The organism is Phycisphaerae bacterium, assembly GCA_018003015.1.
Lineage (GTDB): Bacteria > Planctomycetota > Phycisphaerae > UBA1845 > PWPN01 > JAGNEZ01.
In genome coordinates, this window is the sequence record JAGNEZ010000005.1 from 34254 (window position 1) to 60718 (window position 26465).

Consider the following 26465-nt stretch of genomic DNA (forward strand, 5'->3'; position numbering starts at 1 on the left):
CGCACGGGTCGGCGGCCGCGACCACCGCGACCGCTGGGACCCGTGCCGCCGCATATGAACTAGTCTGGCGCGCGTTCCGGAACCATGACTACTGCGGCCGAGCCTGCTGCGGGGCGGGTGCTCGGGCAGGACGATTCGACGGTCTTGACGGTATCGGCTTTGGTGGCGGGGGCCAGGAACTCGTTGACCTGGTCGATCAGGTCTTTCTCATCGATCACGTCGACCGCGATGGGCTGGACGAACTGGGCCTGGTGGGCCAGGACTCGCTCGGCGACGTCGAGGCGTTTGCGGATCTGGCCGATGAGCTTCTCGGTTTGAGCCAGCTTGCTGTTGTCGAACTGCACATTAGAGCCGACTGACGAGGCCTTCACCAGGCGATACTGGCCCTCGAGGCCCTGGATCTGGTCCTGGAGGCGAGCCTTCTGGGCCTTGGTCTTGTCCAGCATCTGGACGGCGGCCAGAAGCGATTTCTGACGGGTTTCGAGCAGTCGCTGCTTGCCGGCGAGTACGACCTCGGCCTCCTTGGCGCGGTCGAAGGACCGGGCCAATTCCTCCTTCACCTGCTGGCGGGAGTAATCGAAGCCGCCCAGTGAGTAGCTGGCCTTCTCCACGCCGAGGGTGTCACGCAGCCGGACGATTCGCGTTTTCTCCTCAGCGACGGCCTTGCGGCTCTGGTCGATGTCGGATTTCAGGCCGGCGATCTCGACCTCTTCCTGGGCGACGAGACGGACGTTGGCCTGCATCTCCGGCAGGATGTCGTCCAGGAGATCGCGGGCCCGCTGGAGTTCGAACTCAATGGGCACCGAGTCCTTGACCGCGGTCTGAACCGACTTGGCCGAACTGGACAAGTAGCTGAACGCGTCGCCGCCGAAGAAAATCCCAGCGACCAAGCACACGCCGGCCACCCCGCACGCTCCGTACTTGACTACCCGCATAATCATCGCAAATCTCCTTGCCACAAAAGGTTATGAGTCACCGTTTTCTACGGGCCTATTCTGGGCCACACAGGGATGGTCGATTGGGCGGGATACGTATTTCCGGATTCCTGCAAGATTGTTGGCCGGTTCTTGCGTCGCGGGCTCTGGGTAGGTCGTTTGGGAGGCGAATGGGACGGGCATTGGGCGGGGCATGGGCGGTGGCGTGACCGTCAGGGCGGGTCCAAGAGATGTGAGACCGGCGATCAGGGAAGAACGGGGGGGGCGGTTCGGGCTGGGCCGATGTTGTCAAACGACTCGCGCATGGGTTCGTCTTCGGGGGAGGAGTCGCGGAAGCGGTCTCAGGACGTTCCCACCCCGACTCGTTACCCCGGGATGCGGATTGGCCGCCTGGGCTTTCGTGGTCTCGGGGTGATTGGCTTCTGGGGCGCGGCGGTGACTTGCGGTCTCGGTGGCCGCGGGTACACTTCGAGGTGACAATCCGCCGCGGGTGAGCTGGGATGGAGTGCTCGGTCCCATCTGTGGCGCGAAGATGCCTCATGACTCGAAGGGAGAGGTCTTCACGATGACCAACTGCCGGACCAGGATCGCGCGTCGTACTGTGCTCAAGGCTATCGGCACTGCCGGAGCCGCGGTCGGGTTCCCTCATTTTGTTCCATCGCACGTACTGGGGGCGGCCGGCCGCGCGGGGGCCAATGACAAGCTGACCTTCGCCCACATCGGTGTTGGGGGCATGGGCCGCGGTCACCTGTCGGACATGGTTTCGCGTTTGAAGCGTGGTGAAGTGAACATCGCGGCGGTATGCGACGTCGATGAGGAGCGGCTGCGCAAGGCTTCGGAGATGGCCGGCAGGCAGGCGGACGTTTATCGCGATTATCGGTACATTCTGGAGCGGAAGGACATTGACGCGGTGGTCATTGCGACGCCGGATCACTGGCATGCCTTGCAGACGGTGCACGCGGCGGAGTGCGGCAAGCACGTCTACGTGGAGAAGCCTGCGTGCTGCACGATCGAGGAAGGCAAGGCGATGATCGCGGCGGCGAAGAAGGCCAAGATCGCCGTGCAGGTCGGCTCGCAGGGTCGATCGCAGCCCGAGGCCTACCTTGCCCACCGTTACCTGGTGAACGGCAACATTGGTCACATCGACCGCGTGGACTGCTATCACTATCCCACGCCAGTGGACGACAAGCCGGTGCCGGACACTGATCCGCCTGCTGAGCTGGACTACGACCTGTGGCTCGGGCCGATGCGTTGGCGGCCGTACAATGCTCACTGTTGCCACGGCACGTTTCGATGGATGATGGAGTCTGGAGGGGGTCAGATCCGCGACCGCGGCGCCCACGTGATGAGTTGTGCGATGTGGTGGATGGGCGCGGACGGCAGTGGTCCGGTGAGCGTGGAGGCGACGGGCACGGCCCCGACCAAGGGGACGTGGGATGCGGCGGTGGACATGAAAGTCACCTACAGGTTCAAGAATCCGGACTGGATCCTGACCTGGAACCAGCACGAGAATGCGATGCCTGCAGCGGAGGAGCGTAAGGGCGGCGAGGCGAAGATTGAGCGGCCGGGCTATGGCGCGGTATACCGTGGTGACAAGGGCACGTTCACCCACTGGGGTGGTGACGGGGGCACGTGGGCGGAGCGTAAAGCCCGGGAGTGGAAGCCGCCGGCGGGTGCCAAGGAGGTCTACAGGAGTCCGGGCCACAAGGAGGACTGGTTTGAGGGCATCAAGACCGGGAAGAAGACGATCATGAACATCGAGGCCGCGGTTGGCGTGTCCAACCTGTGCGTTCTCGGGAACCTGGCGTTTCTGCTGGGTCGCAAGATCGAGTGGGACCAGGCGAAGATGGAGATCGTCAACGACGAGCAGGCTCGGCGGATGATGGGCCGGCCGCAGCGGTACCCGTATCATCTGTGATTTGTGGGCGGGCAGGCAAGAAGGGCTTTCGCACGAGGGCGTAGACATGGCAGAGCAGGCGATTCAACCGGCCGCGATTGGCGAGCTGGCGAAGAAGCTGGCGGACAAGGACTTCGAGACCGCGCGGGCGGGCAAGCGACAGCTATGGGAGATGGTCCGGCGTGTCGGCCGGCCGGGAAACGAAGAGCAATGCCGGGCGGTGGCCGGTGCACTGCTGCGGTTGACGGGCAAGGATCAACCGGTCGTTGTCCGCCGCGAGTGCATCTGGATGCTCTCGGAGATCGCCGGGGAGGAGTGTGTCGACTCCGTTGCGGCGATGCTCAGCGAGGCCGATCTTCGGGAAGACGCCCGGATGGTGCTGGAGCGTTTACCTGGGGACAAGTCTCTAGTCGCCCTGAAAGCTGGTCTGGCCGCCGCACCGCCGGAGTTCCAAGCGGCGGTGGCCGTGTCACTGCGAATTCGGGGCGTGGAGGTGCCAGGCCTGCCGGACGAGAAGCTCAAGCCGTGCCGACAGACGAGGGTGAAGGCGGCTGGGGGCTGAGGTGCGGCGGCGACCGTGTGGCTCATCAGGATTGAGGCATTCTCTGGGGACAGGGACTCCTAGAGCCGGGGGGTGCCGTTTTGGGCCAGGGAGTGGCCTCGGACGGAGGGAAGGCGGCGGTTCAGCCGAGGGAGGTAGGTGCTCCGACGCGGAGCTCGACCAGGGCTTCCCTGATGCCTGCCACGATGGCCTCCTCCATTGACTCCACGAAATCGGTCAGGACGGGGGGGTTTTCGGCCTGGGCTCGCCAGCGTCCGGACTGGTAGACCAATTGCAGGAGAACGGGTTTGCGGACCACGATGGTATCCTCGACCTGATTGACCTCGACCGGAAGGTTGATGCGGAACTCCATATTCTTTCGGTTCCTCAAGGCGGACACGGACAGAACCTGATCACACACCAAGCATCGGCCAAATAACGGGGCGGCTGGGTAAAAAGAAGCTGAACCGCGACGATTCGCATCCGATACAGAAAGCGGCCATCGTAGGGGCATCTAAGCCCCGCCTAGTCGCGTCTCATGTACACTGACAATGGCCATGCTGCGTGACGGGTGAAAAAACGGGGTGAAGGCGTCCTAGGGGAGTCGCGGCTGTGGCGTTTTGGGCACGAATATCGGACTGGTGGACGGGGCGAGTAAGCGACGACGGCCCGGTGGCGATCGAGGCCGGGGGAGGCACGGCCGTGGTCGAGGCCGAACCGGTCGAGGTCATACCGAGTCCCCGCGTGGCGGCGGCGGCGGAGCGTCCTGCGGAGGAGGGCCCCTGGGGATCCTGCTGGTGGCGGCCGGAAGGCGGGCTGATTGTTCGGGCGCCGCGTCTGGACAAGCCGGTATTGGGTGGGGTGGCGGGTGGAATCGAAGCCGGGGTACTGACTGCCCTGGAGCAGGCCCTGGGCGACCCGAACATTGAACTGCCCCACTTGCCGCGTATCCCGCAACAGGTCCTGATGCTCAGTCGCAGCGAAGCCACGAGCCTGCGGGAGATTGCCCGACTGATTGCCCAGGACCAGGTTTTGTCGGCTGACCTGCTGCGGCGTGCGAACTCTGCGGCGTACGGTGGTCTGGCGAAAGTGACGACGGTCGAGAACGCGGTGGTCCGGCTGGGCATGCGTGGCATCCGGGCGTTCATGATCAGCCAGAGTGTCAAGAACGTGACCCTGGCTGTCGGCGGGAAGGCCGGGCGTTCACGAGGGGAGTTGCTATGGCGGGAATCGCTGGCCTCGGCCTACGTCATGGCCACGGTGGCGGACACCATCAACTCCCAGCCGGAGGATGCTTTCCTGGCCGGCCTGCTGCATGATATCGGCAAGGTTGTGGTGTTGCGATGCTGCTGCGAGGTTCACGCCAAGACGGGCCAGGCGGTTCCCGACGGGCTGTTCGATTATCTTTGCCAGGAATACCACGAACTGATGGGCGAGATGATTGCCGAACACTGGCAGCTGCCCCCGCAGGTTGGGGCGGTCATCAAGGATCATCACCGCGAGGAGGGCCTGACGGGCAAGCATGGCACTCAACGGGCGCTGATCCAGTTAGCGGACGCGGTGGTTTCGTTGCTGGAGTACTCGCCCCGGCTGCCATACGACCTGTTAGGAATGCCGGGCTCCGTCTACCTCGATCTGAGAACGAACCCCCGCTTCCAGGAAACGCTGGTGCTTCTGCCGGAGATGCTTGACCTGGCGATGAACAGTGACTGATCGACCTGTGTTCGGATCATCGGCGGCGACTCAGTTGACGTTATCGCAGGCCTTGTCGGCCGGTATGCCCGGACCGCTGTAGCACGCGGCGAACTTTGCGAAATCGTCCATATCCACGTCGCCGTCACCGTCGTCCGGGGGGTTGAACAGGTGATCGGCATTGCTGTCGTCACGGTCTAGGCAGGCACAGGCATCGGGATCGAAGGGGATGCCCGCGGGGCCGGAGAAGCACAACTGCCAGAGGCCGAAGTCCACCTGATCGACGTCGCTGTCACCATCCAGATCGGCGAAAGGATCGCGGCAGGAGCAGGCCGGAGTGCCGGCGCAGTTGGGATCGGCGCAGTCGGTCAGCCCGTTCCCGTCGTCGTCGATGTTGTTGTAGCATTGCATTTCGGGCATGGTACGGGCGGAGAAGTCATCCAGATCGACCCAGGACATGTCATTGCTGTTGGTGGTCGGCCCGTCTTCCTGGGCGACCAGACCGACGCCGCCGGACGGGTAGGGATCCTCCCGGTCGGTACACTGAATCTGCCACTCCTCCGGCTCGGTGGTGCCTTCCATCCAGGTACGCGCTCGCACCCGGACTCCGCCGGCCACATCGAAGGCCTGGGCTCGAAGCCACCAGTTCTTGGTCACGTCGTGGTTGGGAATGGTGACCTCGCCGACGTCCGGGGCCTGGCAGAAGTCCTGGAAGTCAACCGGGATGAGCTTGGTCATGGCCAGGACGCCGGTATTGGTTGGTCCCACCAGGTAGCCCTTGAACTGGAGCATGTTGAGGCGTACGCCCATGCCCAGCGTCATCCCCTTGGTGTTGGTGGCGTTGAGCGTCGCGTAGAGGGGATTGTTGGACCATTTGATGAGCACCTTGGCGTCGGTGTCGGCGAAGATGTCGTCTGGGTCGTACAGGCCACCGATGTCCTCGATAGGCGTGCCGTCGAAGGGGTTGATGTCGCCGGTGACGAACTTCACGCGGGCAGCGTTGTCCACGTTCAGCGGCGTGAAGCCGGTGAGACCGACGAGATACGCCGCGTAATCGAAGACGTCAAGGTCCTGGAGTGTGCCGTCGTTGAAATCACGCGTCCAATCGGCGCCGGGGGCCGGCAACGAAAGGCCCAGGATACCCGTCAATACCACTAGCGTACAGGTGTGGTGTTCGAACCGCATGCGACTTCCTCCCTTTCTGCGACGTGTAGGCGACACAGGCCGGCTCGGGGCAAGGCGGAGTTGCTGGTCATCGCGACCGCCCCCGGTGGCGGGCAGACAGCCCACCCTGGTCCGCGACCTCAGGTCGGGGCCTGCAGTCTTACCCTAGTCGAATTCTAGAACCGAAAGCTCCTATGGGCAAGAGGAATTCTGCGTTGGCCGCGTTACGGGCGAGCCTTTCCAAAGCCGAAGGGGCCTCGCCGAGGGGCTTCCTGGGAGTTGCTTGGCGGTTCCTCGGCATGATCAGAAGCATCCCAGGTCGAGGGTGGGAGGAAAGCTCTCGCCGCACCCTGTGCTCATCTGAGCCGAGGCCGACGGTCAGACCGATCAGGGAGTGCGAAACGCCATGCTCTCCGGCCTGGATAGCCGCGGGCGGATGCACCTTGATTCTGCCAGCCTGGGCGCGTTATGCTAGACATACGGTAGCATGCGGCGTATCATGTATTGAGTCTACCTTTCAGGTGTCGAGGGGGGTCTTGGGGCAAAGAAGCTGCCCTGTCACGAGCAAGTCGTTCGTCCGGCCTGGGGCAATGTGCCTCCAGGAACGGTTGTATACCGAGTGATGTCGGAGCACGAGCACTCCGACCGACTCCATTCTGCGGGAGGAGAAACGAGATGCTGAGATTCATCACTGCAGTCTGTGCGCTGGCCCTGGTGGCCGCTCCGGTGGTTGCGCTGGACACGTACTCATTCGTGATCGACCCGGCCAAATCGTCGATCGCGGTCGCGGTGGGTCTTAACCCCCCCGCCACGAGCCCTCTGACTGGCACGTACAGCCTGAAGCTGGGTACTGCGTCCGGGGCCTACAATACCCGCGACTGGAGCGTGCTTGCCGAACTGGACACGGTCAATGCGGTCAACACTGCCCCGCTGGCGGTCACGCCCATGCCGGGGGCGACGTACTCCATCGCGGCGGGTGATTTCGGGATCATCGATTTCAACTCGGACAAACTGGCGATCCCGTCGACGACCTTGGCGGCGGAGGCGGCCAATGTTTACGCCGGCACCATCAGCACGAACGTCAAGAAGAACATCTGGATGTCTCTGAATGGCGGGACGCCGACGCTGGACGATGGCTGGCAGATGTTCCCGGATCCGGGGGCTCCGACCAGTGCGTTCAACAGCCCGTTCACGATCCGGGTGTCGGATGCGGACTGGCTGGGCGTTGCCGGCCTGGGCGAACTGGAATCGCAGATCCAAGGTGTTGCGTACAAGGGCGGCCTGATCTACACGGTCAACATCTATGGCCGGGTGGTGCCCGAACCGGCGAGCCTGGGGCTTCTGGCCCTGGCCGGGCTGAGCCTGCTGCGGCGTCGTCGCTAAGAGCATGGTGTCTCGCGCGGATCCTGGTGAGTGACTGGGATTCAGCGATCGCATCGACAGGAGGAGGGGGCAGGGAAGGCGAACAGCCCGCGCCGAGTGGGCTGTTCGCTTCATTTGTTCCTTGGGGTGTCTGCGGATACCATCGAGCATGATGCTCGTCGGCGTATTCCTGTTGAACGCGGTCTTGGCCGGGGCGGCGTGTGCTGCCGGCGTTGAGGTTTCCGCCGCGCAGGCTACCAGCCGTCCGGTGCGCTCATCGGTGTTCGAGCGGCTGTCGCTGCCACGGCTAGAGCGGTTTGACCGGGACCGGGGGGCGCTGGCGGCCCGGCTCAAGCGGGTGGTTTCCCCCTACCCGCTGGTCCGCGGCACGTTTCACATGCACAGCCGGCTGTCACACGACAGCAAGGGCACGTCGGCGGAGATCATCGCTGCGGCCAAGGCGACCGGGACCAAGATCGTCGGCCTCACCGAGCACCCCAGCGAGACGGCCGATGTGATCGCCGAGAACATCAAGGGGTGGCACGAGGGCGTCTTGTTTCTGGCCGGGATCGAGGAAGCTCATGTCCTGCTCTGGCCGGGGTCCGGGGGCGAGCCGGACCTCAGACTGATCTCGCATCCCGAAGGGGTCCCGAGCCTGGGCCGATCCAGCTTCGCGGGGATGGAGATCTACAACACCCACAGTGACGCGAAAGACGAACCCATCAAGCGACTGGTCAGTGCCCTGATTCTCAACTTACCGGCCATCATGAAGCACCCGGAGGCGGCGTTTGAGTCGTTTCTGGATTACCCGGCCAGCTTCATGGCCCGATACGACCGGTTCACCCTGGAGGCTCCCTTCTCGGGGGTGGCCGCCAACGACAGCCACCAGAACCAGGGCTTCAGGGTTTTGGCCCTGCCTGAAGGAGGAGTTGAGATCCGGGATGGGGCCGATGAGGTCATTTGGAGGAACGACGGGGTGGCCGGCAAGGCGCTGCTGGCCGCTCTGGGGCACACGAAGTTGCCGGACCGGCCCACGTCGATCGTCGAATGGCTCCTGGACCCTTATGAAATCAGCATGCGGCACGTGGGTACTTATCTTCAGATTGGCGAGATCAACGCGCGTGCGGTGCGGAAGGGGCTGAGTGAGGGGCGGATCGTCCTGGCCTTCGAGAACATCGCCCCGCTGCGGGGTTTTGGTTTCTGGGCCGAGGCCGAAGGGAAGCCGGTGGGGACGATGGGGGACCGCATTGGGCTGGCCCCAGGATTGCGGCTCCGGGCCGAGTTACCGCTCGAGGCTGAGATCAGGATCATACGCGACGGCGGCTTGTTCTCGAGTCACCTGGCGAGCCAGGTGAGCCTGGAGAATCCCAAGCCGGGTGTTTACCGTCTGGAAGCGTGGTTGCCCCTGGCCGGCGAGCTCTGGCCCTGGGTGATCACCAATCCGATTTACCTGACCGACAAACCGCTGAAGGAGAAGTGACATGACTCGAAGGAACACGTGGTGGTTGCCTGCCATGCTGCTCTGCTCTCCGTTGCATGCCGGGCTGGTCGATTACGTGACCCGGCCGGACGAGAGCTACACCTGGTCCAAGCTGGAGGACGGCGTCTTCGGCGAGCATGCGAAGTATGCCCAGCTGCTGATGACTTCGCAGACCTGGCGAGGCATTGCGTGGAAGCACGAGATGGTCGTGATCCGCCCGGACAATGCGGCCAAGGCCACCCAGGCCCTGCTGATCATTGCCGGGGGCAGCTGGAAGGAGGGGCAAGAGCCGCGGAAGTTCGACAAGAACTCCAAGGAACTGAGGATCGGCCTGGCGATTGCCGCGGGGGCGCGGATGCCTGTGGCCGTGGTACGACAGGTTCCTTTCCAGCCGCTGTTTGACAACCTGAGAGAAGACGCCCTGATTTCATACACCTTCAAGGAGTACCTCGCCTCCGGGGAGGCCGACTGGCCGCTGCTGCTGCCCATGACCAAGTCGGCGGTTCGGGCCATGGACACGGTCCAGGCTTTTGTGGAGAAGGAGTGGCAGATGGGCATCAAGGAGTTCATCGTGACCGGGGCGTCGAAGCGCGGCTGGACCACCTGGCTGACCGGGGCGTCGGACAAGCGGGTCAAGGCGATCGCGCCGATGGTGATCGACACGCTGAACATGGCCGAGCAGATGAAGCTGCAGAGGGCGAGTTTTGGAGGGTACAGCGAGCAGATTCGCGACTACTCGGAGAAGGGTCTGACCGACATGTTCGATACTGAAGCCGGCCGCAAGCTGCTGGCGATCGTCGACCCGTACGCCTACCGCCGGCAGTTGGGGATGCCCAAGCTGATCCTGCTGGGGACCAATGACCGCTATTGGCCGCTGGACGCCCTGAATCTCTACTATCCGGCCCTGGAGGGTGAGAAGTACATTCTCTACATTCCCAACAGCGGGCATGGCCTGAACGACTTTGTGCGACTGATCGCCGACATGTCGGCGTTTGCGCTGAAGGCCTCGGGACGAATGAAGTTTCCCAAGCTGGAATGGGACCTGAAGGAGAGCGACGGCGGGTTGCGGATCACTCTTCGTTCGGACGTCAAGCCATCGCGGGTCTCCGCCTGGAAGGCCCGGGCCGAGACGCGCGATTTTCGCCAGTCGGTGTGGACGGACGAGGCGGTCGAGGCCGCGGGCGACGAGTATGTCTACGAATTGCCGCGACCGCAGGCGGGCTTTGCGGCCGCCTTTGGTGAAGTGTTCTACGAAATCGACGGGCGCTCGCTCTATCTGTCCACCACTCTTCGGATCATTGGAAAGGACAAGCCGTGAGACACATTCTCTGGGTCCTGCTCTCGGTCACCGGTGCGACGAGTCTGTCATCGATCGCGAACGGGGAGGACCCGTTCCATCGGGGCGAGCTGGTCTTTCCTCTTCGGGCGGAGCACAACCATGCCCCCGGGCTTGTCGAGTGCGCGAACGGCGACCTGCTGGCCTCGTGGTATCGCGGCTCGGGCGAGCGGAGTTCGGATGACGTGGTCGTCTACGGGGCCCGACGCCGCCAAGGCGGCGACCCGTGGAGCGAGGCGTTCCTCATGGCCGACACGCCGGGCTTTCCTGACTGCAACACCGCCATGCACATTGACCGGCGGGGCCGGCTGTGGCTGTTCTGGCCGGTCATTATCGCGAATTCCTGGGAGTCGTGCCTCACCCAGTACCGCATCTCCAGCGACTACCTTGGGGAGGGTCCGCCCCGATGGGAATGGCAGGGTCACATCCTGCTGAAGCCGGAGGGCTTCCGGGAGATCATGACCGAGGCCCTGGAGGCCCGGCTGAAGGCGTCCGGCGCGGCGCTTCCGGACGATGCCCGGACCGGCGTCAAGATCGAGACGCTCAAGGCCCGGATTGGCGACAAGCTCTACAGCCGACTGGGCTGGCAACCGCGGTGCAAGCCGACAGTTCTTCCCTCTGGACGGATCCTTCTGCCACTCTACTCCGACACCTATTCGGCGGGGATCATGGCGGTCAGTGATGACGAAGGAAAGACCTGGCGGGCGAGTCGGCCGCTGGCCGGTTTCGGGAGCATCCAGCCGACGGTGCTGCGGCGTAATGACGGCACGCTGGTGGCCTACATGCGTGAGAATGGTCCGATCGAGCGGATCCGCGTATCGGAATCCCGGGACGACGGCATGACCTGGGGGGCCGTGGGCGCGACCGAACTGCCCAACCCGGGGGCGGGCATTGACGGCGTGCGGCTGGCCAACGGCCGCTGGCTGCTGGTGTACAACGACACCACCCGGGATCGCAACAGCCTGGCGGTCTCGCTTTCGGAAGACGAGGGGCGATCCTGGAAATGGACCCGGCACCTGGAACGGCATGCCAGGGGATCCTACCACTACCCGGCCGTGATTCAGGGCCGTGAGGCCATGATCCACTGCATCTACAGCTACTTCGTTGACGCGGGCAAGAGCATGAAGCATGTGGCGTTCAACGAAGCGTGGGTGCGTCAGGGCGACCCCCGATAATACCGCCCGTCGGGTGATGATCTTCCGCATCGCAGCTCAAGCAGGCCCAGAGGATTTGCCGCGCGCTTGCCACCTATCGTAAGTTCTCCATGAGAGGGATCGTCGTCCGTTCCGGACGGGCGACGGCTATGGGAACAGGACCGAGGGGAAAGACGATGCACACTCCGTTCATCGGTGAAATCCTGCAGGAGATGGGTCTGCTTACTGGGCTTCAGGTCGAGGAGATTCTCGCCCACCAGCAGGTGACGCGGCAGAAGTTCGGGCAGATTGCGGTGCGCTGGGGTCTGGTCAATACCCAGCAGGTCTGGGAAGCCTGGGCGCGCCAGATGACCTCCCGCCGCCAGTTCGTCAAAGTGAACGAAGTTGGGATTGACACTGCGGCCGTGGAGCGGGTGACGGTTCCGACGGCGAGGAGCCTCGGAGTGGTTCCGCTGCGACTGTGGGGCGATCAACTCGTGGTGGCCGTTTCGCCGGATTGTTCCCCGAAAGCACTGTGTGACCTTGCGGAAGTCACCGGCTGCCAAGTACATGCTTGCGCCACTTTTCCGGAGGCGATCCGTTATCACCTGGACCACCTGGAGGAGGAGCTACGGACCGATTGCGTACGGACGGAGTCCCTGCCGGCCGGTGCCTAGGGACTGGTCGGCCGGATTGGCTCGAAGTCGCGAGGCCAGTGCGGCGCCGGTACAATGCGGTGATGACTGCGTTCGCAGAGGATCTCATTCGCCGCCAGATCGAGTTCACCGAAGAGGACGAAGACCATGTCCACGCGCTGGCCTTGGCGGTGGGACCGGCGCTAGGCGTGATTGTGGATCGGCTCCTGGACCGATTGTTGCGTGACCCTCGGTTTGGCAGTGCTTTCACGGGCGGCCCGGCCCATTTCGACCGCTTCCGGGAGATGCTTCGGACCTGGGTTGGGGACATGGTAGGCGGTGACTACGGTCCGGACTACTGGATCCGACGAGCGGAGCTTCACCGTCCCCACCTTCACGCGGGTCTGGCCCAGCAACACATGCCGGTCTGTCTGGAGATCATCCGGCAGGAGGTGGATGCCGCGGTCCGGGCTTCCGGTTTGGCCGCCGCGGGGCGAAAGCTGGACTCGTTCGCCAAGCTCCTGACCATCGAATGCGTGGCCCTGCTCGACTCGTACAAGCGTGTCTCGGACGACCACATTCGCTGGGAGGAGCGGACCATGGCCGAGGAGCGGCTGACCCGCTCCGAACACCTGGCCCAGCTGGGGCGGATGGCCGCTTCGCTGGCCCACGAGATCCGCAATCCCCTGGCCGGCATCAGCAGCGCGATCGAGGTCATCCGCGACGGCCTGGCGCTGAATGATCCGAGGCGGCACGTCATCCGCGAGGTCATCGGGCAGATCACCCGACTGGACACTGCGGTGAAGGACATGCTCGACTATGCCCGTCCCTCGGCCCCCTTGCTGCATCCTTTGGATCTGCCCACCGCCGTGGAGCACATGCTGGAGGTCATCCGGGGCGCGCCGGCCACGCAGCATGTGGAGGTGGTGATGGTCTGTTCCGAACCGATGCCGGTCATTCTCGCGGACGCGGGGCAGATCGAGCACCTGGTGATGAACCTGGTTTTCAATGCCGCCCATGCTTCCCGGCGCGGCGGGCGGATTGAAGTGGTCTTTGCGCATGCGGGGGACCGGGTGGGCATGGCCATCGTCGACCATGGTCAGGGCATGGCTGAGGGCGTTCGACAGCGGGCCTTCGAGCCGTTCTACACGACCAAGGCCAAGGGCACGGGTCTGGGCCTGGCGATCTGTAAACGGATCGTGGAGGTTCATCAAGGGACGATCTCGCTGGAGAGCACGCCAGACGTCGGGACGCGGGTCACGGTGGAGTTTCCGGCGGCGCCGCCGGATCGCGCGACCGGAGCGGCGGCGGGGTACGAGGTTTGAGAAGAGGCGTTGGTCACGGGTGATGAGTGACCCGCGGCGTAGAAGGGGTGCGGGCAGGCGACGGGCGGTTGGCCCGGGGTGAAGGCTGGAGTTCCTGGGGGACAGCGAGCGAGCATGTTCGTCAAGCTACTGATCATCGAGGATGAGAGTCTGATCCGGTGGTCGCTCCGGCAGAAGCTCGAGGAGCGAGGCTATCAGGTTTCGGAGGCCGAGGACGGTGCGGAGGCCGCGGTTCGACTGTCTGAAGGTCCGTACGATCTGGTTCTTCTGGACCATCGTCTTCCCGACGTTACCGGGCTGGATCTTCTGCGCCGGATCCGGGAGACGAACCAGGATTTGCTGGTCATCATGATCACTGCGTACAGCAGGATCGAGGACGCGGTGGAGGCGATCAAGCTTGGGGCCTTCGACTACGTGGCCAAGCCGTTCAACATGGACGAGTTGCTGCACACGGTGGAGACGGCCCTGGAGACGACCAAGCTGCGCCGCGAGGTGCGGCGGCTGCGGGGGCGGCTCCACCACGAGTACGGCTTCGATCGGATCATTGGGCAGGATCCGAGCATGCTGGCGCTGTTCGAGGTCATCCGAGACGTGGCCCGCAGCCCGAGTTCCACGGTCTTTCTCCGCGGCGAGACGGGCACGGGCAAGGACCTGGTGGCCGGGGTGATCCACTACAACTCGGAGCGGGCTCTTGGTCCGTTCATGAACATCACCTGCACGGCCATATCCGAGACGCTTCTGGAGAGCGAGCTCTTCGGGCACGAGAAAGGAGCGTTCACCGACGCCCGGAGCGAGAAGAAGGGGCTGTTCGAACTGGCCGACGGAGGGACGGTGTTTCTTGACGAGGTCGGGGACATGCCGCCGCGGCTGCAGGCGAAACTGCTGCATTTCCTAGAGGTCCGCCGGTTTCGGAGGGTTGGTGGAACACAGGAACTCTCGGTGGATGTTCGGGTCATTGCCGCCACCCACCAGAACCTCGAGAAGGCCATTGCCGAAGGCCGTTTTCGCCGGGACCTCATGTACCGGCTCAATGTGGTACCTGTCTTTCTACCGCCGCTTCGCGACCGCGGGGACGATGTCCGCCTGCTGGCCCAGAGCCTGGTCGACCAATACTCGCGCGAGTTCAAGAAGTCCGTGAGGCGAATCGAGGAGGCGGTCATGGACAAGCTGCGGAGGCACAACTGGCCGGGCAATGTCCGCGAGCTGCGCAACGTTATCGAGCGGGCGGTGCTGCTGACCAAGAGCGACACGTTGACCGTGAGCGATATCGTGCTGGGTACTGGCGGCCAGGGGGCGGAGGTCGACAGCCTGGCGGAGATCAACCTCCCACCTGCGGGCCTGAATTTCGAGGAACTCGAGAAGAAGCTGGTCGGCCAAGCTCTGGCTCGCGCCGGCGGCAACCAGAGCCAGGCAGCCAAGCTGCTCGGCCTCTCCCGGGACACGTTCCGGTATCGGCTGGAGAAGCACGGGTTGCTTTGAGCCTGCACATGCCCGTCCCTTCGGCGAGCGATAGGGAAAGGCCGGGTCAATCGTCGCACGCCGGATCGACGGCCTCGACGGCGGAGTAGCATCGCTGGAGGAGGCCGAAGTCCTGCTGATCGATGGCGTTGTCTCCGTTGCGATCAAGGCACTTGCAGTCCGGGGCCACGGTGTCGCCCAGGGGAATCGCGGGGCCGGTGTAACAGGCGATGAAAGCGTCGAGATCCTGGGCGTCCACGAAGCCGTCGTCGTTGACATCGAAGACCGGGTCGTGCATGCCGCAGAGCTGGCTGAAGAAGGCGTCATCCAGGAAGGCGGAGCCGCCGTCGACCGGCGGTCCCTGCACTTCGACGAGAACGAGCTGGGCGAAGGCGGTGCCGGCCGGGGCGGGAGCCGTGCCCAGCCCGAAGCCCAACCATTCATCCCTGGGCGTGGCCTCATCGGCCACCCGGACCTCGTAGACGTTGACACCCGCCAGCCAGGTTCCGCCGACCGGTCCCATGACGGCATCGAGGAACTCGATTTTCATGACGCAGAAGTTGCCGGCGCCCATGGGGTCCGAGCTGTCGTTTCGCGCGTAAACGCGGGCGACCCAGGTCTGACCCTCGGCCGCCGCAAAGACCTGGGTTACACCCGTGCCGCCCCAGATATCCCAGGGGCCGAACATCTTCAGGACCTGGCCGCCCGAGTAGGGTGTCACACGCTGGGTCACCCACCGGGTACTCGGATCGCCGAACTCGGTCCACTGGGCAACGGGCTGGGCATCGAGGCCGATGGGCGTCTCGAAGCTGGGGTTGGCGAGCAGATTGCCTGCCCAGGCGTTGCTCGGGCCCATCAGGCCGACGAGAAACACGCCCACACCGGCACAGAGTCTCTGGAACATGGAAGGCTCTCCTTCTGGGCGGAGGTTGCCATGGAAGCCCTCCGCGGTGAAGACCCGGCACACACCTGCCACGGCGGACACGCCTCACCCGCGGGGCCGACGCAGGAAGGCAAGGCTGGCGAGAGCCAGCAGCGAGAACGATGCCGGCTCAGGAACGATGCCGAAGGAAGCGTCGTCAAGGAAAACCGAGCCGCCGGTGACCGGATCGTTGCCCTGGACCTCGACGAGGACATACTGAGCGACGGCCGTCCCGGCGGGAGCGGTGATCGGGCCGGTGGTGAAGTACTGCCAGGTGTTGAGGGGTGACAAGGCGTCCGCCACGCGGACCTCGAACAGATTGACGCCCGTCGCCCACCCGCCGCCGGCCGGCGCGCCGCTCGCGTCGTAGAACTCGACCTTCATCACGCAGAAGTTGGCGCCCTGCATGGCGTCAATGCTGTCGTTGCGCGAGTAGACTCCGGCCTCCCAGAGCTGGCCTTCGGCAGCGGGGAAGGCCTGGGTCATCCCGGTGCCGGCCCACTGGCTCCAAGGGCCGAACATCTTGAGGGACTGCAGGCCGGAGTTGGCGGGCACACCTCGTGTCACCCAGCGGGTCCACGGCTCGCCGAACTCGTTCCAGCCGGTGACACCCGTCTGGTCTCCGGCCGCCGCATCCGGAGCCTCAAAGCCGGGGTTGGCCAGCAGGTTCGCCGCCACGGCCGATCCGACGGGCGAGAGCAGGGCAAACATGGCTGCAAGCGAGATGCCAACCGTGATCCTGCTGAACATGATTCGCTCCTTTCCTTCAACATGCACTGAGGTCGGCGAGTCTCACTCCGGTGAGAAACGCATCTGACCCCGGTTCAGTCGCGCTGGGCAGCGATCCGGTGGGTGAGGCGGGAACCTGATGGCAATCGTGAGAACATGCTCCTTGAGCGATACCGCCCTCCACTGCCGGGGCGCCATTCTACCACGTGCGTCCTTCGCGCAGAAGGCCAGGGTCCGAGAAAGCAGGGGTGGGCGAGGACAGGAAGAGAGTCGGGGCGGCGGGGTCACGCCCGGCCTCGGGCCCACTTCTCTGAAGGCAAAGCCGGCGCGTACGCTGGAGCCGCCCACCCTTGGTTGGGAGAGCTGGTGATCAGCGCTCGGCGGTCGGTCGGGTGGAGCCGAGAGGAAGCCGGCCGACCGGCCCGGACGCTGAGCCCAAGGGAGCGGAGGCGCAAGAATCATCCTGACACCTTTTGTGTTTGCCTTGACGAGGGGCTTCTGGTAGGTGATAATCGGCTTGCTTCTGAGAATCAGGCTAAAGCTGCGGATGGGGAATGTGGTAGCGACTCGCCGAAACCTGATGTTGTCTCAAGCTGGACCGTCAGGTCTAACTTTTTTCTTCACAGATAGATACGTTCTTCCTGGGGATTCTGCGAACGGGTTGGTTCTTGGCCAGGAGGTGGTCCGAGCATGAGGCCACGAGCCTGGAGTCTGAGGTCTTCCCGATACTCGTCGTCGCCCTCATGGTGGGGACATGGCCGGCTGCCGGCAGCGTCCAGGTTGTTTGTTACGTGGATGACGACGCATCTCTGGGTGGCGATGGCAAGGCTTGGGTGACGGCGTACAGGGATCTGCAGGACGCGTTGGCGGCAGCCCGCGTCTCGGCGGGCTCGGTCCGCGAGATCTGGGTTGCGGCGGGCACCTACCGCCCCGATCTGGGTGCCGCCGTCTCCAGTGGGTCTTCCACCACCACGCTGCTCAGTGACTGTCGGTTCGCGCAGCATCCCAACGGCGTCGTGAGTCAGGATGCCGGAAGCCTGACCATGACCCGGTGCCGGTTCGAGGACAACTCCGGTTCGGGGTAATACACGGTCAGCCTGTACGGGTGCCATGCGGTGATGGCGGAATGCGCCTTCACGCGGAACGGCTCCAAGGGCGCGGTGGTAACCCGTCCCGAGTGCGTCACTGCCCACTTGGATGACGACGGCGACGTTGACATCAGTGACCTGTTCATCTTTCGCCGGTGCATGACCGGGGAGGGAATACCCGGTGATCCGCATTGTGCCGAGCAAGCACCGCGCCCCGCGGGCTCCGCGGTTCGACCGAGCCGGGAGCCGCGGCCCCGACGAGCGGGCCGCTCGGGAAGACTTGCCGCGAACGGCCGCGGCCGCTCATGATTCACGACCTGGGCGACCCGGCGCCGATGTGTGCTCGCCGAGGCGGGAGAGGTTTCGGGACCACCATTTCTGACCCGGCCAGGGACCTGGACAGGAGAGCGGCCTTGCCGTATGTTATTTGTCCCCCCGGGCAAGAGCACTCCGGTGACTCCCGCGTGGCATAGCCGTGGTTAGGCCGGCGAACGTCCGGTATCGCGCGGAGTGCCGCTGCGGGCCGGCCGAGGTCACCCACAGAAGGGCCGAACAGGGAGAGGACAGACGAACAGTGAAGCGGACCGAGATTCGGAACATTGCGATCATTGCCCACGTGGACCATGGCAAGACCACGCTGGTGGACCAAATGCTCCGCCAGTGCGGGCAGTTTCGCGAGGCCCAGCTCAAGGGCGAGCGGATTCTGGACTCCAACGATCTGGAGCGGGAACGGGGCATCACCATTCTGGCCAAGAACATTGCCATCCAGTACAAGGGCACGAAGATCAACCTCATCGACACGCCGGGCCATGCGGACTTCGGTGGCGAGGTCGAGCGGGTGCTCAAGATGGCTGACGGGGCCCTGCTGCTTGTCGATGCGTTCGAAGGGCCCATGCCGCAGACCCGGTTCGTGCTCCGCAAGGCGTTCGAGTACGGGCTCCGGCCGATGGTGGTGATCAACAAGATGGACCGCAAGGACGCCCGCCCGGCCGAAGTGCTGGACGAGGTTCTGGATCTGTTTATCGAACTGACCAATGATGACCGGGCCATCGATTTTCCGGTGATCTACGCGTCGGCGACGATGGGGTGGGCCTCGCTGGACGCCAAGAAGCACTCCAAGGACATCTTCCCCCTGTTCGAGGCGATTCTGCAGCACGTGCCGGTACCCGAGGTGGATCCGGCCGCCCCGGTGCAGATGCTGGTCACCACTCTGGACTACAACGATTATGTAGGGCGGATCGGCATCGGGCGAGTGTACAGCGGCACGCTCGAGTCCGGGCAGCAGATCGCCCTGATCCACCGCGACGGCACGATCGCGAACGAGCAGGTTGCCGAGCTGTACCTCTTCGACGGACTGGGACGAAGGAAAGTGGACGAGGTGGCGGCGGGTGACATCTGCGCGGTGGTGGGAATCCAGTCGGTGGACATCGGCACTACGCTGGCCGACCCGGAGGACCCGATTCCGCTTGCGATCATCCGCATCGATGAGCCCACGCTGCACATGACCTTCCGGGTGAATGACTCGCCGTTTTCGGGCCGGTCGGGCAAGTTCCTGACCAGCCGGCACCTCCGCGACCGGTTGGAGAAGGAGCTGGAACACAACGTGGCCCTGCGGGTGGAGCCGGGCCTGACGCCGGAGGAGTTCCACGTCAGCGGGCGTGGCATGCTCCACCTGTCGGTGCTGATCGAGAACATGCGCCGCGAGGGGTACGAGGTGGCGGTGGGCAAGCCCAAGGTCATTTACCGGGAGTGGAACGGCAAGAAGACCGAGCCGATCGAGCTCTGTACCATCGACGTTCCGGCCCAGCATGTCGGGTCGGTGATGGAGCTGCTCGGTGGCCGGCGGGGCATCTGCACCAAGATGGACACGCGTGGCGAGTACACGCACATGGAGTTCACCGTGCCGGCCCGCGGGCTGATCGGGGTGCGAAACCGACTGCTGAACGCGACCAACGGCACGGCCATCATGTACCACAACTTCTACGAGTACGAGTACCTGCGAGGCAGCATTCCCGGCCGGGCCAACGGCGTACTCATCGCCAGTGAAGCCGGGCAGGTGACGGCGTACGCCCTCGAGGGACTGGGCGACCGCGGCGTCATGTTCGTCCGCCCGACCGAGCCGGTCTACGAGGGACAGATTGTCGGAGAGCACTGCAAGGACAACGACATCGTGGTCAACGTTTGCCGGGCGAAGAAGATGACCAACATCCGGGCGGCCTCGGCGGACAAGACGGTGGTGCTCAAGGCTCCTCGCGACCTGACGCTGGAGATGGCTCTGGAGTTCATCGAGGACGACGAGCTGGTCGAGGCGACTCCGGACGCGATCAGGCTGCACAAGCGCATTCTCGATGAGACGGACCGCAAGCGGGCCAGCCGGGCGGGGGTGTGACGTTCCGGGCCTGCGGGCGAGCTACAGTCCCGGGAGGCTGACGGACCCGGGATTCGAAGCCGGGTGGCGGGCAGGTTCAGACGGCGAAGGCCTCAAAGGCGTAAGCTTCGGCCAGCGGCGAGCCACGGCGCAGGAACTCGACGACCACGCCCGGCGTGTTCAGGCCGATGTGGAGGGCATGAACGAGTTCGACTGGCGTGCTCTCGAGACCGACCTTTGCCGCGGCACCCATCAGGCCGGCGTGGATGGCCCGGTGAATCATGAGTTGATGCGGGTAGGCAAGCACCGAACCCTCCGGACGCTGGCAATACGAAAAGTCCATGCTGTTGCACGCCCGGCAGCTCTGAGGGCGGTCATCGTAGACGGTGCACTTGTCGTGCACGAGCAGCGGGCAGGCCACGCCCGCAGCGGTGCGCTCCGGGTCGCTCATCGTCCGGATGCGCGACCACGTCTCGCGGATGCGAACCTTGAGCTCCGCGATATCCGGACGAGACTTGAGCACGACCAGCAGCTGCACGATCTCGGACGGGGCGGCACTGACTGCAAACCGATGACAGCAGAGGGCACAGCCAGCCCGGCAGACGATGGACTTGACCGGAGGATCCTGGGCCTGAAACAGGCGCAGCAAGGTCTCGGCCCGCAGGAAACCCTCCCGGACCGTCTCCTGAACCACGGGGAGACTGATCCCCTTCCGATCGAACAGGGCGACGTCGGCCGCCTCCTTGGCTTCGACGAACGGCCGATACACCGCCTCCAGGTCTCGCTCTGTGGACATGTCCCGTATATCGACCATGAACGAGGGCGAGTTCATCGAGACAGACAATGCGGCGGGTCCGCCGCCTGCCCGAAGGGTGACCTCGTTGACGCCCCGGGCCCATCGGGTACGCTGGCCTCGCGCTCGGGGCAGAGAACGGCAGGTTTGAGGGGAGGTGTCACCATGGTTTGCAGCGTCGGCGGCGTTCTGGTCTGGCTCGGGTCGCTTCTGGCGGGCAGCATGCCAGCCCATGCGGAGAAGGCCGGGCCGATGATGGAAGTGGTGCGCGGAGCTCACTTCGAGTTCGGCGGCGTGGTGGGCGACAGGATCGAGGCCAATCTGCGGCAGTGGCTGCTGATCGCCCCGGACGCCAACCCGGGCATGACGGAGATGTTCCGGGTGCGCGACCGCCGGCCGGTGCCGGAGCTCGTGCCATGGGCGGGCGAGTTCGTGGGCAAGTACCTGCTTTCCGCGATCCAGGCCCGGCGGATGACCCGGGCGCAGGAGTTGGATCGCCTGGTACGGCGGATCGTCGATGAGCTAATTGCCGCTCAGGACAGCGACGGCTACCTGGGCCCGTTTCGGAGAAGCGAGCGACTGCTGGGCCAGTGGGACCTGTGGGGCCACTATCACCTCATGCTGGCCCTGCTGATGTACCACCAGGACAGCGGTTACCCGCCGGCCATGGATGCGGCCTGCAAGGCGGCCGACCTGGTCTGCAGCACGTACCTCGACACCGGCCGGCGCATCTTCGACGCCGGTTCGCACGAAATGAACATGGCGGTGATCCACAGCCTCGGCCAGCTGTACCGGGCCACGGGGCGTGAGCCGTATCTGCGAATGATGCGGCACATCGAGGAGGACTGGCAGAGAGCGGGCGATTACCTGCGAACCGGCCTTGCGGGGGCCAAGTTCTATCTCACCCCGCGGCCGCGATGGGAGTCGCTGCACGATCTTCAGGGATTGGTGGAACTCCACCTGATCACCGGGCAACCGGAATACCGCCAAGCTTTTCTGCACCACTGGCGGAGCATTGCCCGCTACGACCGCCACAACAATGGCGCGTTCAGCACCGGAGAAGGCGCGGTCGGCAACCCGTATCGAGCGGGGGCCATCGAGACCTGTTGCACGGTGGCGTGGATGGCCATCACGCTTGACGCTCTTGCCCTGACGGGGGATCCGGCGGTGGCTGACGAGCTTGAATGGTCGCTGTTCAACGCCATGCTCGGCGCCCAGCATCCCACCGGCCGATGGTGGACCTACGACACTCCCATGGACGGGTTTCGATCCGCTTCAGCCCATGCGATCGTGTTCCAGGCCCGGGCAGGAACACCGGAGTTGAACTGCTGCTCGGTGAACGGACCGCGGAGCCTGGGGATGACCTCGGAGTGGGCGGTGATGCTTGACAAGCAGGGACCGGTCCTCAATTACTATGGGCCGTGCAGGGTCACCCTGCGGGACGTGGCGGAGACGTCGCTGACGTTGACCGAGGAGACGCGGTATCCGGCCGAGGCACAGGTCAGAATCGCGGTCGATCCCGCCCGGCCAGCCACCTTTGCCCTCCGGTTGCGCATTCCCGGATGGTCGAAACGCACGTTGCTCAGCGTCAACGGCAGGGAGATTGAGGGCGTTCGCGCGGGCAGCTACGCGGCAGTCACACGGGAATGGAAGGCGGGTGACACGATCGATCTCGCACTGGACATGAGCCCGCGATACTGGCGCGGCGAAGCGGAGAAAGCGGGCATGGCATCGATCTTTCGGGGCCCCCTTCTGCTGGCGTGCGATCAGCACTTCAACAGCTTCGACCCCGATGCGGCACCGGTCGTCGATCTGGAGAAACTGAGCCTGAGACCGGTCGCCGTCACCGACCGGTTTCCTCCGATCGTGCTGTTCGACCAGCCAGCCGCCGACGGCACCCTGATCCGTTTGTGCGACTACGCCACCGCCGGTGCCCACGGCACCCATTACCGCTCGTGGCTTCCGGCCACAAACGCCCGGCCGACGGAGCCCTTCCTCAAGCAGGACTGCCTCGTTTTGGCCGAGGGTGAGGAGCGTATCATCATCGACGCCGCTCTGGACGGCAGCGGCGAACCGAGACGCGGGTGTCTCCTGGACGCGACCGGCATCCAACCGGCGTCCGACCGTGTCGACCGGGCTTCGGGGGCGGTCGAGTTGGATGGACGCTCGAGCCGGTTGCGATACGAGCTCCCCTGCTTTCCCGAGGAGGGTTACACGATCTGTGTCTGGGTCTACCTGAACGAGTACTCGGCCAAGGCATACCAACAGGTCTTCAGCGCCTGGACGGGCGGAGGAGATGATCCTCTGCGACTCTCGGTGATGGGCGAAGCGGTGTGCGCACGGATCGAAGCACAGCGGACCTACTCAACCGCGGCGGTTCCGATCGCAAAGCGGCAGTGGATCCACCTGGCGGTGTCGAAATCGGGAGGCAAGCTGGATCTGTACGTCAATGGCGAGAAGAAGGCCTCCGCGGAAGTCCCCGCCAAGGTGACCTCTCGTTCGCGGTGCGTTGCACTGGGAGCCAATCCGCTGTTCGCCGGGGACGAGTACTTCAGTGGACGGCTGGACGGCTTTGCGTTCTACGCCCGCCCGCTGTCGAGCGAGCAGATTGAGCAGCATCTCCGGATCGATGGCCTGCGGTGAGTCTGGCCTCGTCGCAACCGCCGCGGCCGCGGGGTCCGGCCGCCCCCACGTGGACGAGCAGGGCGAGGAAGCCGCGGCTTGAGGGCGTTGTGGAGGAACCACCACTGCGGGTGCCCGCGGAGCGAGATGGGAGTCGGCGGCACCTGTCGCCAGCCCCAAAACCCAGTCCTTGGGCCCTTGCATTTGCCCGCCCCGGTGTTATCTTGCAGTCGCGAGGCATGCGATCCGCATCTGTGCCGCGAAGGTCACGGAATAGCGCAAGGGTGCGACTCGATCGGGTGGATGTGGTCGTAAGTCCTTGGCAGACAAAGCGCCGAAGTGGCGGAATTGGCAGACGCGCGGGATTCAAAATCCCGTCCTGGCAACAGGGTGAGGGTTCGATTCCCTCCTTCGGCAGTCTTTCCTAACCTATCCGCCGAATTCCACCTACCCAGGATGACATTGAGCGTTTGAGGGACAGCCGCTGGATTGGTGAGCATGGCTTCGTTGGCTTTCGTCTTTGGGCCGTTGCGAAGCGATCCGTTGAGCCACGGGGAGATGAAGCCGGTTATGGGACGAGGAATCTGCGGCGTCGCGTTGTGCTTTGCCACAAAGCCGGAGGGTCCCTATCACGTTTTACCGAAGCAGCTAAAACGCCCCACCCACCGAGACGATGTAAAGACGGGCTGGTTGAGTTGCCGGGGACGGCAACCGGTTCGATTGGAGAGCGATCTGGCATGGGGCATTGCGGCCCACGGCGTCGCCCTCGGGTGCAGGTAGCACCTCGGCTCCGTTTTGGGCACGAACGGCAAGCAGGCACAGAGTGCACGGCGTGAGCAGATGCGGACAGTGGTGGGAGTCGGATCTGAATCGGGCTGATCACCGTCGCCCCGCTCATGGAGATGGGCACGAATGGGTGGAGCATCGCAGGTACCAGTGACGCTGCCGACAGAGCGGGAGACGGCCCATTTCTGCGGCATCGGGCAGCCCGAAGCGGTGGTGACCGCCGCCCGGCCCAATCCCCGAGCTCCCGCCAGTTCGATCCTTGTGGCCGAGGACGACCCCGATAACCAAGCCCTGATCCAGCTCCTGCTGCAGCGCGCCGGGTACCGGGTCACGCTGGCCTCCGACGGCGACGAAGTGTTCGGTCTGCTGGAGTCGTGCCGGCCTGAGTTACTGTTGTTGGACTGCCAGATGCCGCGGATGGACGGGGCGGAGGTGTGTGCCCGCCTCAAGCAGGACCCCTACTGGGCGGATGTGCCGGTGATCTTCCTGTCGATGTTCTCGGACCCCCGGGACAAGGTTCGCGGATTTGAGGCCGGCGGCGCGGACTACGTGACCAAGCCGATCGAGGAGCTGGAGCTTCTCGCCCGGATTCGCAACCAGCTGGAGCTGGCCCGCAACCGTCAGACGCTCAAGAAGAAGGTATCGATTTACGAAGCCCTCACCCAGGAGCAGATGGCTCGGCTGGACGAGATTCGCACTGGCCAGGAATCGCTGCTCACTTCGCCGTGGGCGTTCCCGGAACTGAAAGCGGCGGTGCGGTTCACACCGGCCCACGAGGCGGGCGGTGACTTCTATGAGATCACCCGTTTTGAGGACGGGGAGTTTGGATTCCTGGTCACCGACGTGGCCGGACACGACTTGAGCGTGCCCTTCATCACCGGCGCGTTGAAGGCCTTGTCGGTCACCTTTCTGAAGGACGGTCTTAGTCCGACTGACACGATGACGATGCTCAATGCCAGCCTTTGTGCCTTTCTGACCGAGGAGCGGTACGTCACCGGATGCTATGCGAAGTACTCGCGGGAGCGCAGGGAGGTGGAACTTATCAACGCCGGGCATCCACCAGCTCTGTTCCAGAGCACGGAGCGGAAGTGTGAGTTCGTGAATCTCTCCGGAGACGCCCTGGGCTTGCTCGAGTGCGTCCGGTTCGAGACGCGAACGCTCCAGGTTCAGCCGGGGGACCGGCTCTTCCTCTACAGCGATGGCTTGATCGAGGGGTACCGCGATGCGCTCGGTCGGCGCGGGCGTCCGACGTGGGGCATGAAGCAGATGCAGCGTTGTGTCGAGAGTCTTCGGTCCAAGAACATCACCGAGACCGTCGATGCGATTGTGGATGAACTCCTGAATGAGACTGGAGGCATGGTCGAGGACGACATCCTGGTCCTAGGGGTAGAGTTTTGAGAACGAGCATGGCCGCTCGGCCCTGACGAGGGCGCAACATGTTTGAGACGACGCAAAACGAAGGCAAGTTCCACCTGCGGATGTCCGCCACGTTGGAGAACATCGACCGGGCGGACGAGGCCTTAGTCGAGTTTCTGAAGAGCCGCGATGCCCCGGTGGACCTGTTCGCGGTGCGGATCCTGTTGAGGGAGGGGATGCTCAACGCCGTGGTTCACGGCAGCGGGCAGGATCCGGATCTGCCGGTGACGATGGACGTCGAGCTGGACGCCGAGGGCGTCGGACTGACGATCGAGGACACCGGGCCGGGCTTCATCTGGCAGAACCGATCTGCGAGTTTTGACCTGATGGGAGACGGGGGGCGGGGTATTCCGCTGATGCAGATGTACGCATCGCGGATGGCCTTCAATGACTCCGGGAACAAAGTGTCGTTCTGGCGCAAGTACCGCGAGGCGGAGGTGTGCCAGGGCGCGACTCATGGAGAATGCCAATGACACAGACAGGCGCGACAGCGGAAGCGTTCGTGGTCAAACCCGGGCGCGACATCGTCATTTCCTACGTGGAGACGTTCCGAAGGGAATTGCTCAGTCTCATCGACCAGGGCCATCTGAACCTGGTGATCGATCTGGACGGGGTGAGCATGATTGACTCCAAGGGACTGGCCATTTTCATGCTCTGCTACAAGAGCCTTTCCGCCAAGGGTGGGAAGCTGACCGTACTCACCAGCGATCAGGATCTGCGTTACCTCTTCAAGGTCATGCGTATGGATGAGATGTTCACCGTGACCGACAACCTCTAACCAGC

22 protein-coding genes and 1 tRNA gene are annotated in these 26465 nt (G+C 64.2%); 17 read left to right on the forward strand and 6 right to left on the reverse strand.

Annotated features, from left to right (window positions below; translation table 11 throughout):
* Positions 1–59: 59 nt before the first annotated feature.
* Positions 60–941 carry a hypothetical protein gene (locus tag KA354_03560; protein ID MBP7933705.1) on the reverse strand — a complete coding sequence of 294 codons (882 nt, stop codon included), beginning with the start codon at positions 939–941 and terminating at the stop codon, positions 60–62.
* Positions 942–1467: 526 nt separating this feature from the next.
* Between KA354_03560 and KA354_03565 the strand changes: the two genes are divergently transcribed.
* Both KA354_03565 and KA354_03570 read left to right on the forward strand, forming a co-directional pair.
* Complete coding sequence (locus tag KA354_03565; GenBank protein ID MBP7933706.1) at positions 1468–2853, forward strand: Gfo/Idh/MocA family oxidoreductase; 1386 nt, start codon at positions 1468–1470, stop codon at positions 2851–2853.
* Between the two features lie 46 nt (positions 2854–2899).
* Positions 2900–3394, forward strand: coding sequence for a hypothetical protein (locus KA354_03570; protein ID MBP7933707.1), 495 nt, complete (start codon positions 2900–2902; stop codon positions 3392–3394).
* A 121-nt stretch (positions 3395–3515) separates the two neighbouring features.
* Here the strand turns inward: KA354_03570 and KA354_03575 are convergent, their stop codons facing one another.
* Positions 3516–3746, reverse strand: coding sequence for a hypothetical protein (locus KA354_03575; GenBank protein MBP7933708.1), 231 nt, complete (start codon positions 3744–3746; stop codon positions 3516–3518).
* A 239-nt stretch (positions 3747–3985) separates the two neighbouring features.
* Here KA354_03575 and KA354_03580 point away from each other — a divergent pair, with 239 nt between their 5' ends.
* Positions 3986–5086, forward strand: a complete 1101-nt coding sequence (locus KA354_03580; GenBank protein ID MBP7933709.1) for an HDOD domain-containing protein — start codon at positions 3986–3988, stop codon at positions 5084–5086.
* 30 nt (positions 5087–5116) lie between these two features.
* Here the strand turns inward: KA354_03580 and KA354_03585 are convergent, their stop codons facing one another.
* Complete coding sequence (locus tag KA354_03585) at positions 5117–6250, reverse strand: hypothetical protein (protein MBP7933710.1); 1134 nt, start codon at positions 6248–6250, stop codon at positions 5117–5119.
* 654 nt (positions 6251–6904) lie between these two features.
* On the opposite strand from KA354_03585, the gene KA354_03590 reads away from it, so the two are divergent.
* The 7 genes from KA354_03590 (at position 6905) to KA354_03620 (ending at position 14979) form a co-directional block, all read left to right on the forward strand.
* Positions 6905–7612, forward strand: coding sequence for a PEP-CTERM sorting domain-containing protein (locus KA354_03590; protein MBP7933711.1), 708 nt, complete (start codon positions 6905–6907; stop codon positions 7610–7612).
* A gap of 148 nt (positions 7613–7760) precedes the next feature.
* A complete protein-coding gene (locus KA354_03595; protein ID MBP7933712.1) occupies positions 7761–9071 on the forward strand; it encodes a PHP domain-containing protein in 1311 nt (436 codons plus the stop codon).
* 1 nt (position 9072) lies between these two features.
* Positions 9073–10389 (forward strand): hypothetical protein, encoded by a 1317-nt coding sequence (locus tag KA354_03600; protein MBP7933713.1) that lies wholly within the window; start codon positions 9073–9075, stop codon positions 10387–10389.
* Positions 10386–11582, forward strand: a complete 1197-nt coding sequence (locus tag KA354_03605) for an exo-alpha-sialidase (protein ID MBP7933714.1) — start codon at positions 10386–10388, stop codon at positions 11580–11582. The genes KA354_03600 and KA354_03605 overlap by 4 nt, the downstream gene beginning before the upstream one ends.
* Positions 11583–11737: 155 nt before the next feature.
* The gene (locus KA354_03610; protein ID MBP7933715.1) at positions 11738–12217 is read left to right on the forward strand and encodes a hypothetical protein; all 480 of its coding nucleotides are present in this window, start codon (positions 11738–11740) and stop codon (positions 12215–12217) included.
* A 62-nt stretch (positions 12218–12279) separates the two neighbouring features.
* Positions 12280–13500: a hypothetical protein gene (locus KA354_03615; GenBank protein MBP7933716.1), complete on the forward strand. Its 1221-nt coding sequence runs from the start codon at positions 12280–12282 to the stop codon at positions 13498–13500.
* Between the two features lie 114 nt (positions 13501–13614).
* Positions 13615–14979: a sigma-54-dependent Fis family transcriptional regulator gene (locus KA354_03620; GenBank protein MBP7933717.1), complete on the forward strand. Its 1365-nt coding sequence runs from the start codon at positions 13615–13617 to the stop codon at positions 14977–14979.
* A gap of 46 nt (positions 14980–15025) precedes the next feature.
* On the opposite strand, the gene KA354_03625 is transcribed toward KA354_03620, so the two are convergent.
* Both KA354_03625 and KA354_03630 read right to left on the reverse strand, forming a co-directional pair.
* Complete coding sequence (locus KA354_03625) at positions 15026–15862, reverse strand: EF-hand domain-containing protein (protein MBP7933718.1); 837 nt, start codon at positions 15860–15862, stop codon at positions 15026–15028.
* An 84-nt stretch (positions 15863–15946) separates the two neighbouring features.
* Positions 15947–16630: a hypothetical protein gene (locus KA354_03630; GenBank protein ID MBP7933719.1), complete on the reverse strand. Its 684-nt coding sequence runs from the start codon at positions 16628–16630 to the stop codon at positions 15947–15949.
* Between the two features lie 647 nt (positions 16631–17277).
* Between KA354_03630 and KA354_03635 the strand changes: the two genes are divergently transcribed.
* Together KA354_03635 and typA are read left to right on the forward strand one after the other, a co-directional pair.
* On the forward strand, positions 17278–17694 hold the full coding sequence (locus KA354_03635; protein ID MBP7933720.1) for a hypothetical protein: 417 nt from the start codon (positions 17278–17280) through the stop codon (positions 17692–17694).
* Positions 17695–18271: 577 nt separating this feature from the next.
* The gene (gene typA / locus KA354_03640) at positions 18272–20086 is read left to right on the forward strand and encodes a translational GTPase TypA (protein MBP7933721.1); all 1815 of its coding nucleotides are present in this window, start codon (positions 18272–18274) and stop codon (positions 20084–20086) included.
* A 76-nt stretch (positions 20087–20162) separates the two neighbouring features.
* Here the strand turns inward: typA and KA354_03645 are convergent, their stop codons facing one another.
* Entirely contained in the window at positions 20163–20861 is a 699-nt protein-coding gene (locus tag KA354_03645; protein MBP7933722.1) for a YkgJ family cysteine cluster protein, read from the reverse strand.
* A 162-nt stretch (positions 20862–21023) separates the two neighbouring features.
* Here KA354_03645 and KA354_03650 point away from each other — a divergent pair, with 162 nt between their 5' ends.
* From KA354_03650 to KA354_03670, 5 genes are all read left to right on the forward strand, one after another.
* Positions 21024–23501 carry a glycoside hydrolase family 127 protein gene (locus KA354_03650; protein ID MBP7933723.1) on the forward strand — a complete coding sequence of 826 codons (2478 nt, stop codon included), beginning with the start codon at positions 21024–21026 and terminating at the stop codon, positions 23499–23501.
* A gap of 312 nt (positions 23502–23813) precedes the next feature.
* Positions 23814–23897 (forward strand) — tRNA-Leu (locus KA354_03655).
* Positions 23898–24392: 495 nt separating this feature from the next.
* Positions 24393–25664, forward strand: a complete 1272-nt coding sequence (locus KA354_03660; protein MBP7933724.1) for a fused response regulator/phosphatase — start codon at positions 24393–24395, stop codon at positions 25662–25664.
* 38 nt (positions 25665–25702) lie between these two features.
* The gene (locus KA354_03665) at positions 25703–26155 is read left to right on the forward strand and encodes an ATP-binding protein (protein ID MBP7933725.1); all 453 of its coding nucleotides are present in this window, start codon (positions 25703–25705) and stop codon (positions 26153–26155) included.
* Positions 26152–26460: an STAS domain-containing protein gene (locus tag KA354_03670; GenBank protein MBP7933726.1), complete on the forward strand. Its 309-nt coding sequence runs from the start codon at positions 26152–26154 to the stop codon at positions 26458–26460. Before KA354_03665 ends, KA354_03670 begins: the two co-directional genes overlap by 4 nt.
* Positions 26461–26465: the final 5 nt, after the last annotated feature.

Excerpts from the sequence above, each read along its gene's own strand:
- KA354_03575 (MBP7933708.1), bottom strand. The coding sequence starts at position 3,746 with ATGGAGTTCCGCATCAACCTTCCGGTCGAGGTCAATCAGGTCGAGGAT.
- KA354_03630 (MBP7933719.1), bottom strand. The coding sequence starts at position 16,630 with ATGTTCAGCAGGATCACGGTTGGCATCTCGCTTGCAGCCATGTTTGCC.
- KA354_03560 (MBP7933705.1), bottom strand. The coding sequence starts at position 941 with ATGATTATGCGGGTAGTCAAGTACGGAGCGTGCGGGGTGGCCGGCGTG.
- KA354_03660 (MBP7933724.1), top strand. The coding sequence starts at position 24,393 with ATGGGTGGAGCATCGCAGGTACCAGTGACGCTGCCGACAGAGCGGGAG.
- KA354_03670 (MBP7933726.1), top strand. The coding sequence starts at position 26,152 with ATGACACAGACAGGCGCGACAGCGGAAGCGTTCGTGGTCAAACCCGGG.
- KA354_03610 (MBP7933715.1), top strand. The coding sequence starts at position 11,738 with ATGCACACTCCGTTCATCGGTGAAATCCTGCAGGAGATGGGTCTGCTT.
- KA354_03600 (MBP7933713.1), top strand. The coding sequence starts at position 9,073 with ATGACTCGAAGGAACACGTGGTGGTTGCCTGCCATGCTGCTCTGCTCT.
- KA354_03620 (MBP7933717.1), top strand. The coding sequence starts at position 13,615 with ATGTTCGTCAAGCTACTGATCATCGAGGATGAGAGTCTGATCCGGTGG.
- KA354_03585 (MBP7933710.1), bottom strand. The coding sequence starts at position 6,250 with ATGCGGTTCGAACACCACACCTGTACGCTAGTGGTATTGACGGGTATC.
- KA354_03595 (MBP7933712.1), top strand. The coding sequence starts at position 7,761 with ATGATGCTCGTCGGCGTATTCCTGTTGAACGCGGTCTTGGCCGGGGCG.
- KA354_03570 (MBP7933707.1), top strand. The coding sequence starts at position 2,900 with ATGGCAGAGCAGGCGATTCAACCGGCCGCGATTGGCGAGCTGGCGAAG.
- KA354_03650 (MBP7933723.1), top strand. The coding sequence starts at position 21,024 with ATGGTTTGCAGCGTCGGCGGCGTTCTGGTCTGGCTCGGGTCGCTTCTG.
- KA354_03590 (MBP7933711.1), top strand. The coding sequence starts at position 6,905 with ATGCTGAGATTCATCACTGCAGTCTGTGCGCTGGCCCTGGTGGCCGCT.
- KA354_03565 (MBP7933706.1), top strand. The coding sequence starts at position 1,468 with ATGCCTCATGACTCGAAGGGAGAGGTCTTCACGATGACCAACTGCCGG.
- KA354_03665 (MBP7933725.1), top strand. The coding sequence starts at position 25,703 with ATGTTTGAGACGACGCAAAACGAAGGCAAGTTCCACCTGCGGATGTCC.
- KA354_03615 (MBP7933716.1), top strand. The coding sequence starts at position 12,280 with ATGACTGCGTTCGCAGAGGATCTCATTCGCCGCCAGATCGAGTTCACC.
- KA354_03645 (MBP7933722.1), bottom strand. The coding sequence starts at position 20,861 with ATGTCCACAGAGCGAGACCTGGAGGCGGTGTATCGGCCGTTCGTCGAA.
- KA354_03625 (MBP7933718.1), bottom strand. The coding sequence starts at position 15,862 with ATGTTCCAGAGACTCTGTGCCGGTGTGGGCGTGTTTCTCGTCGGCCTG.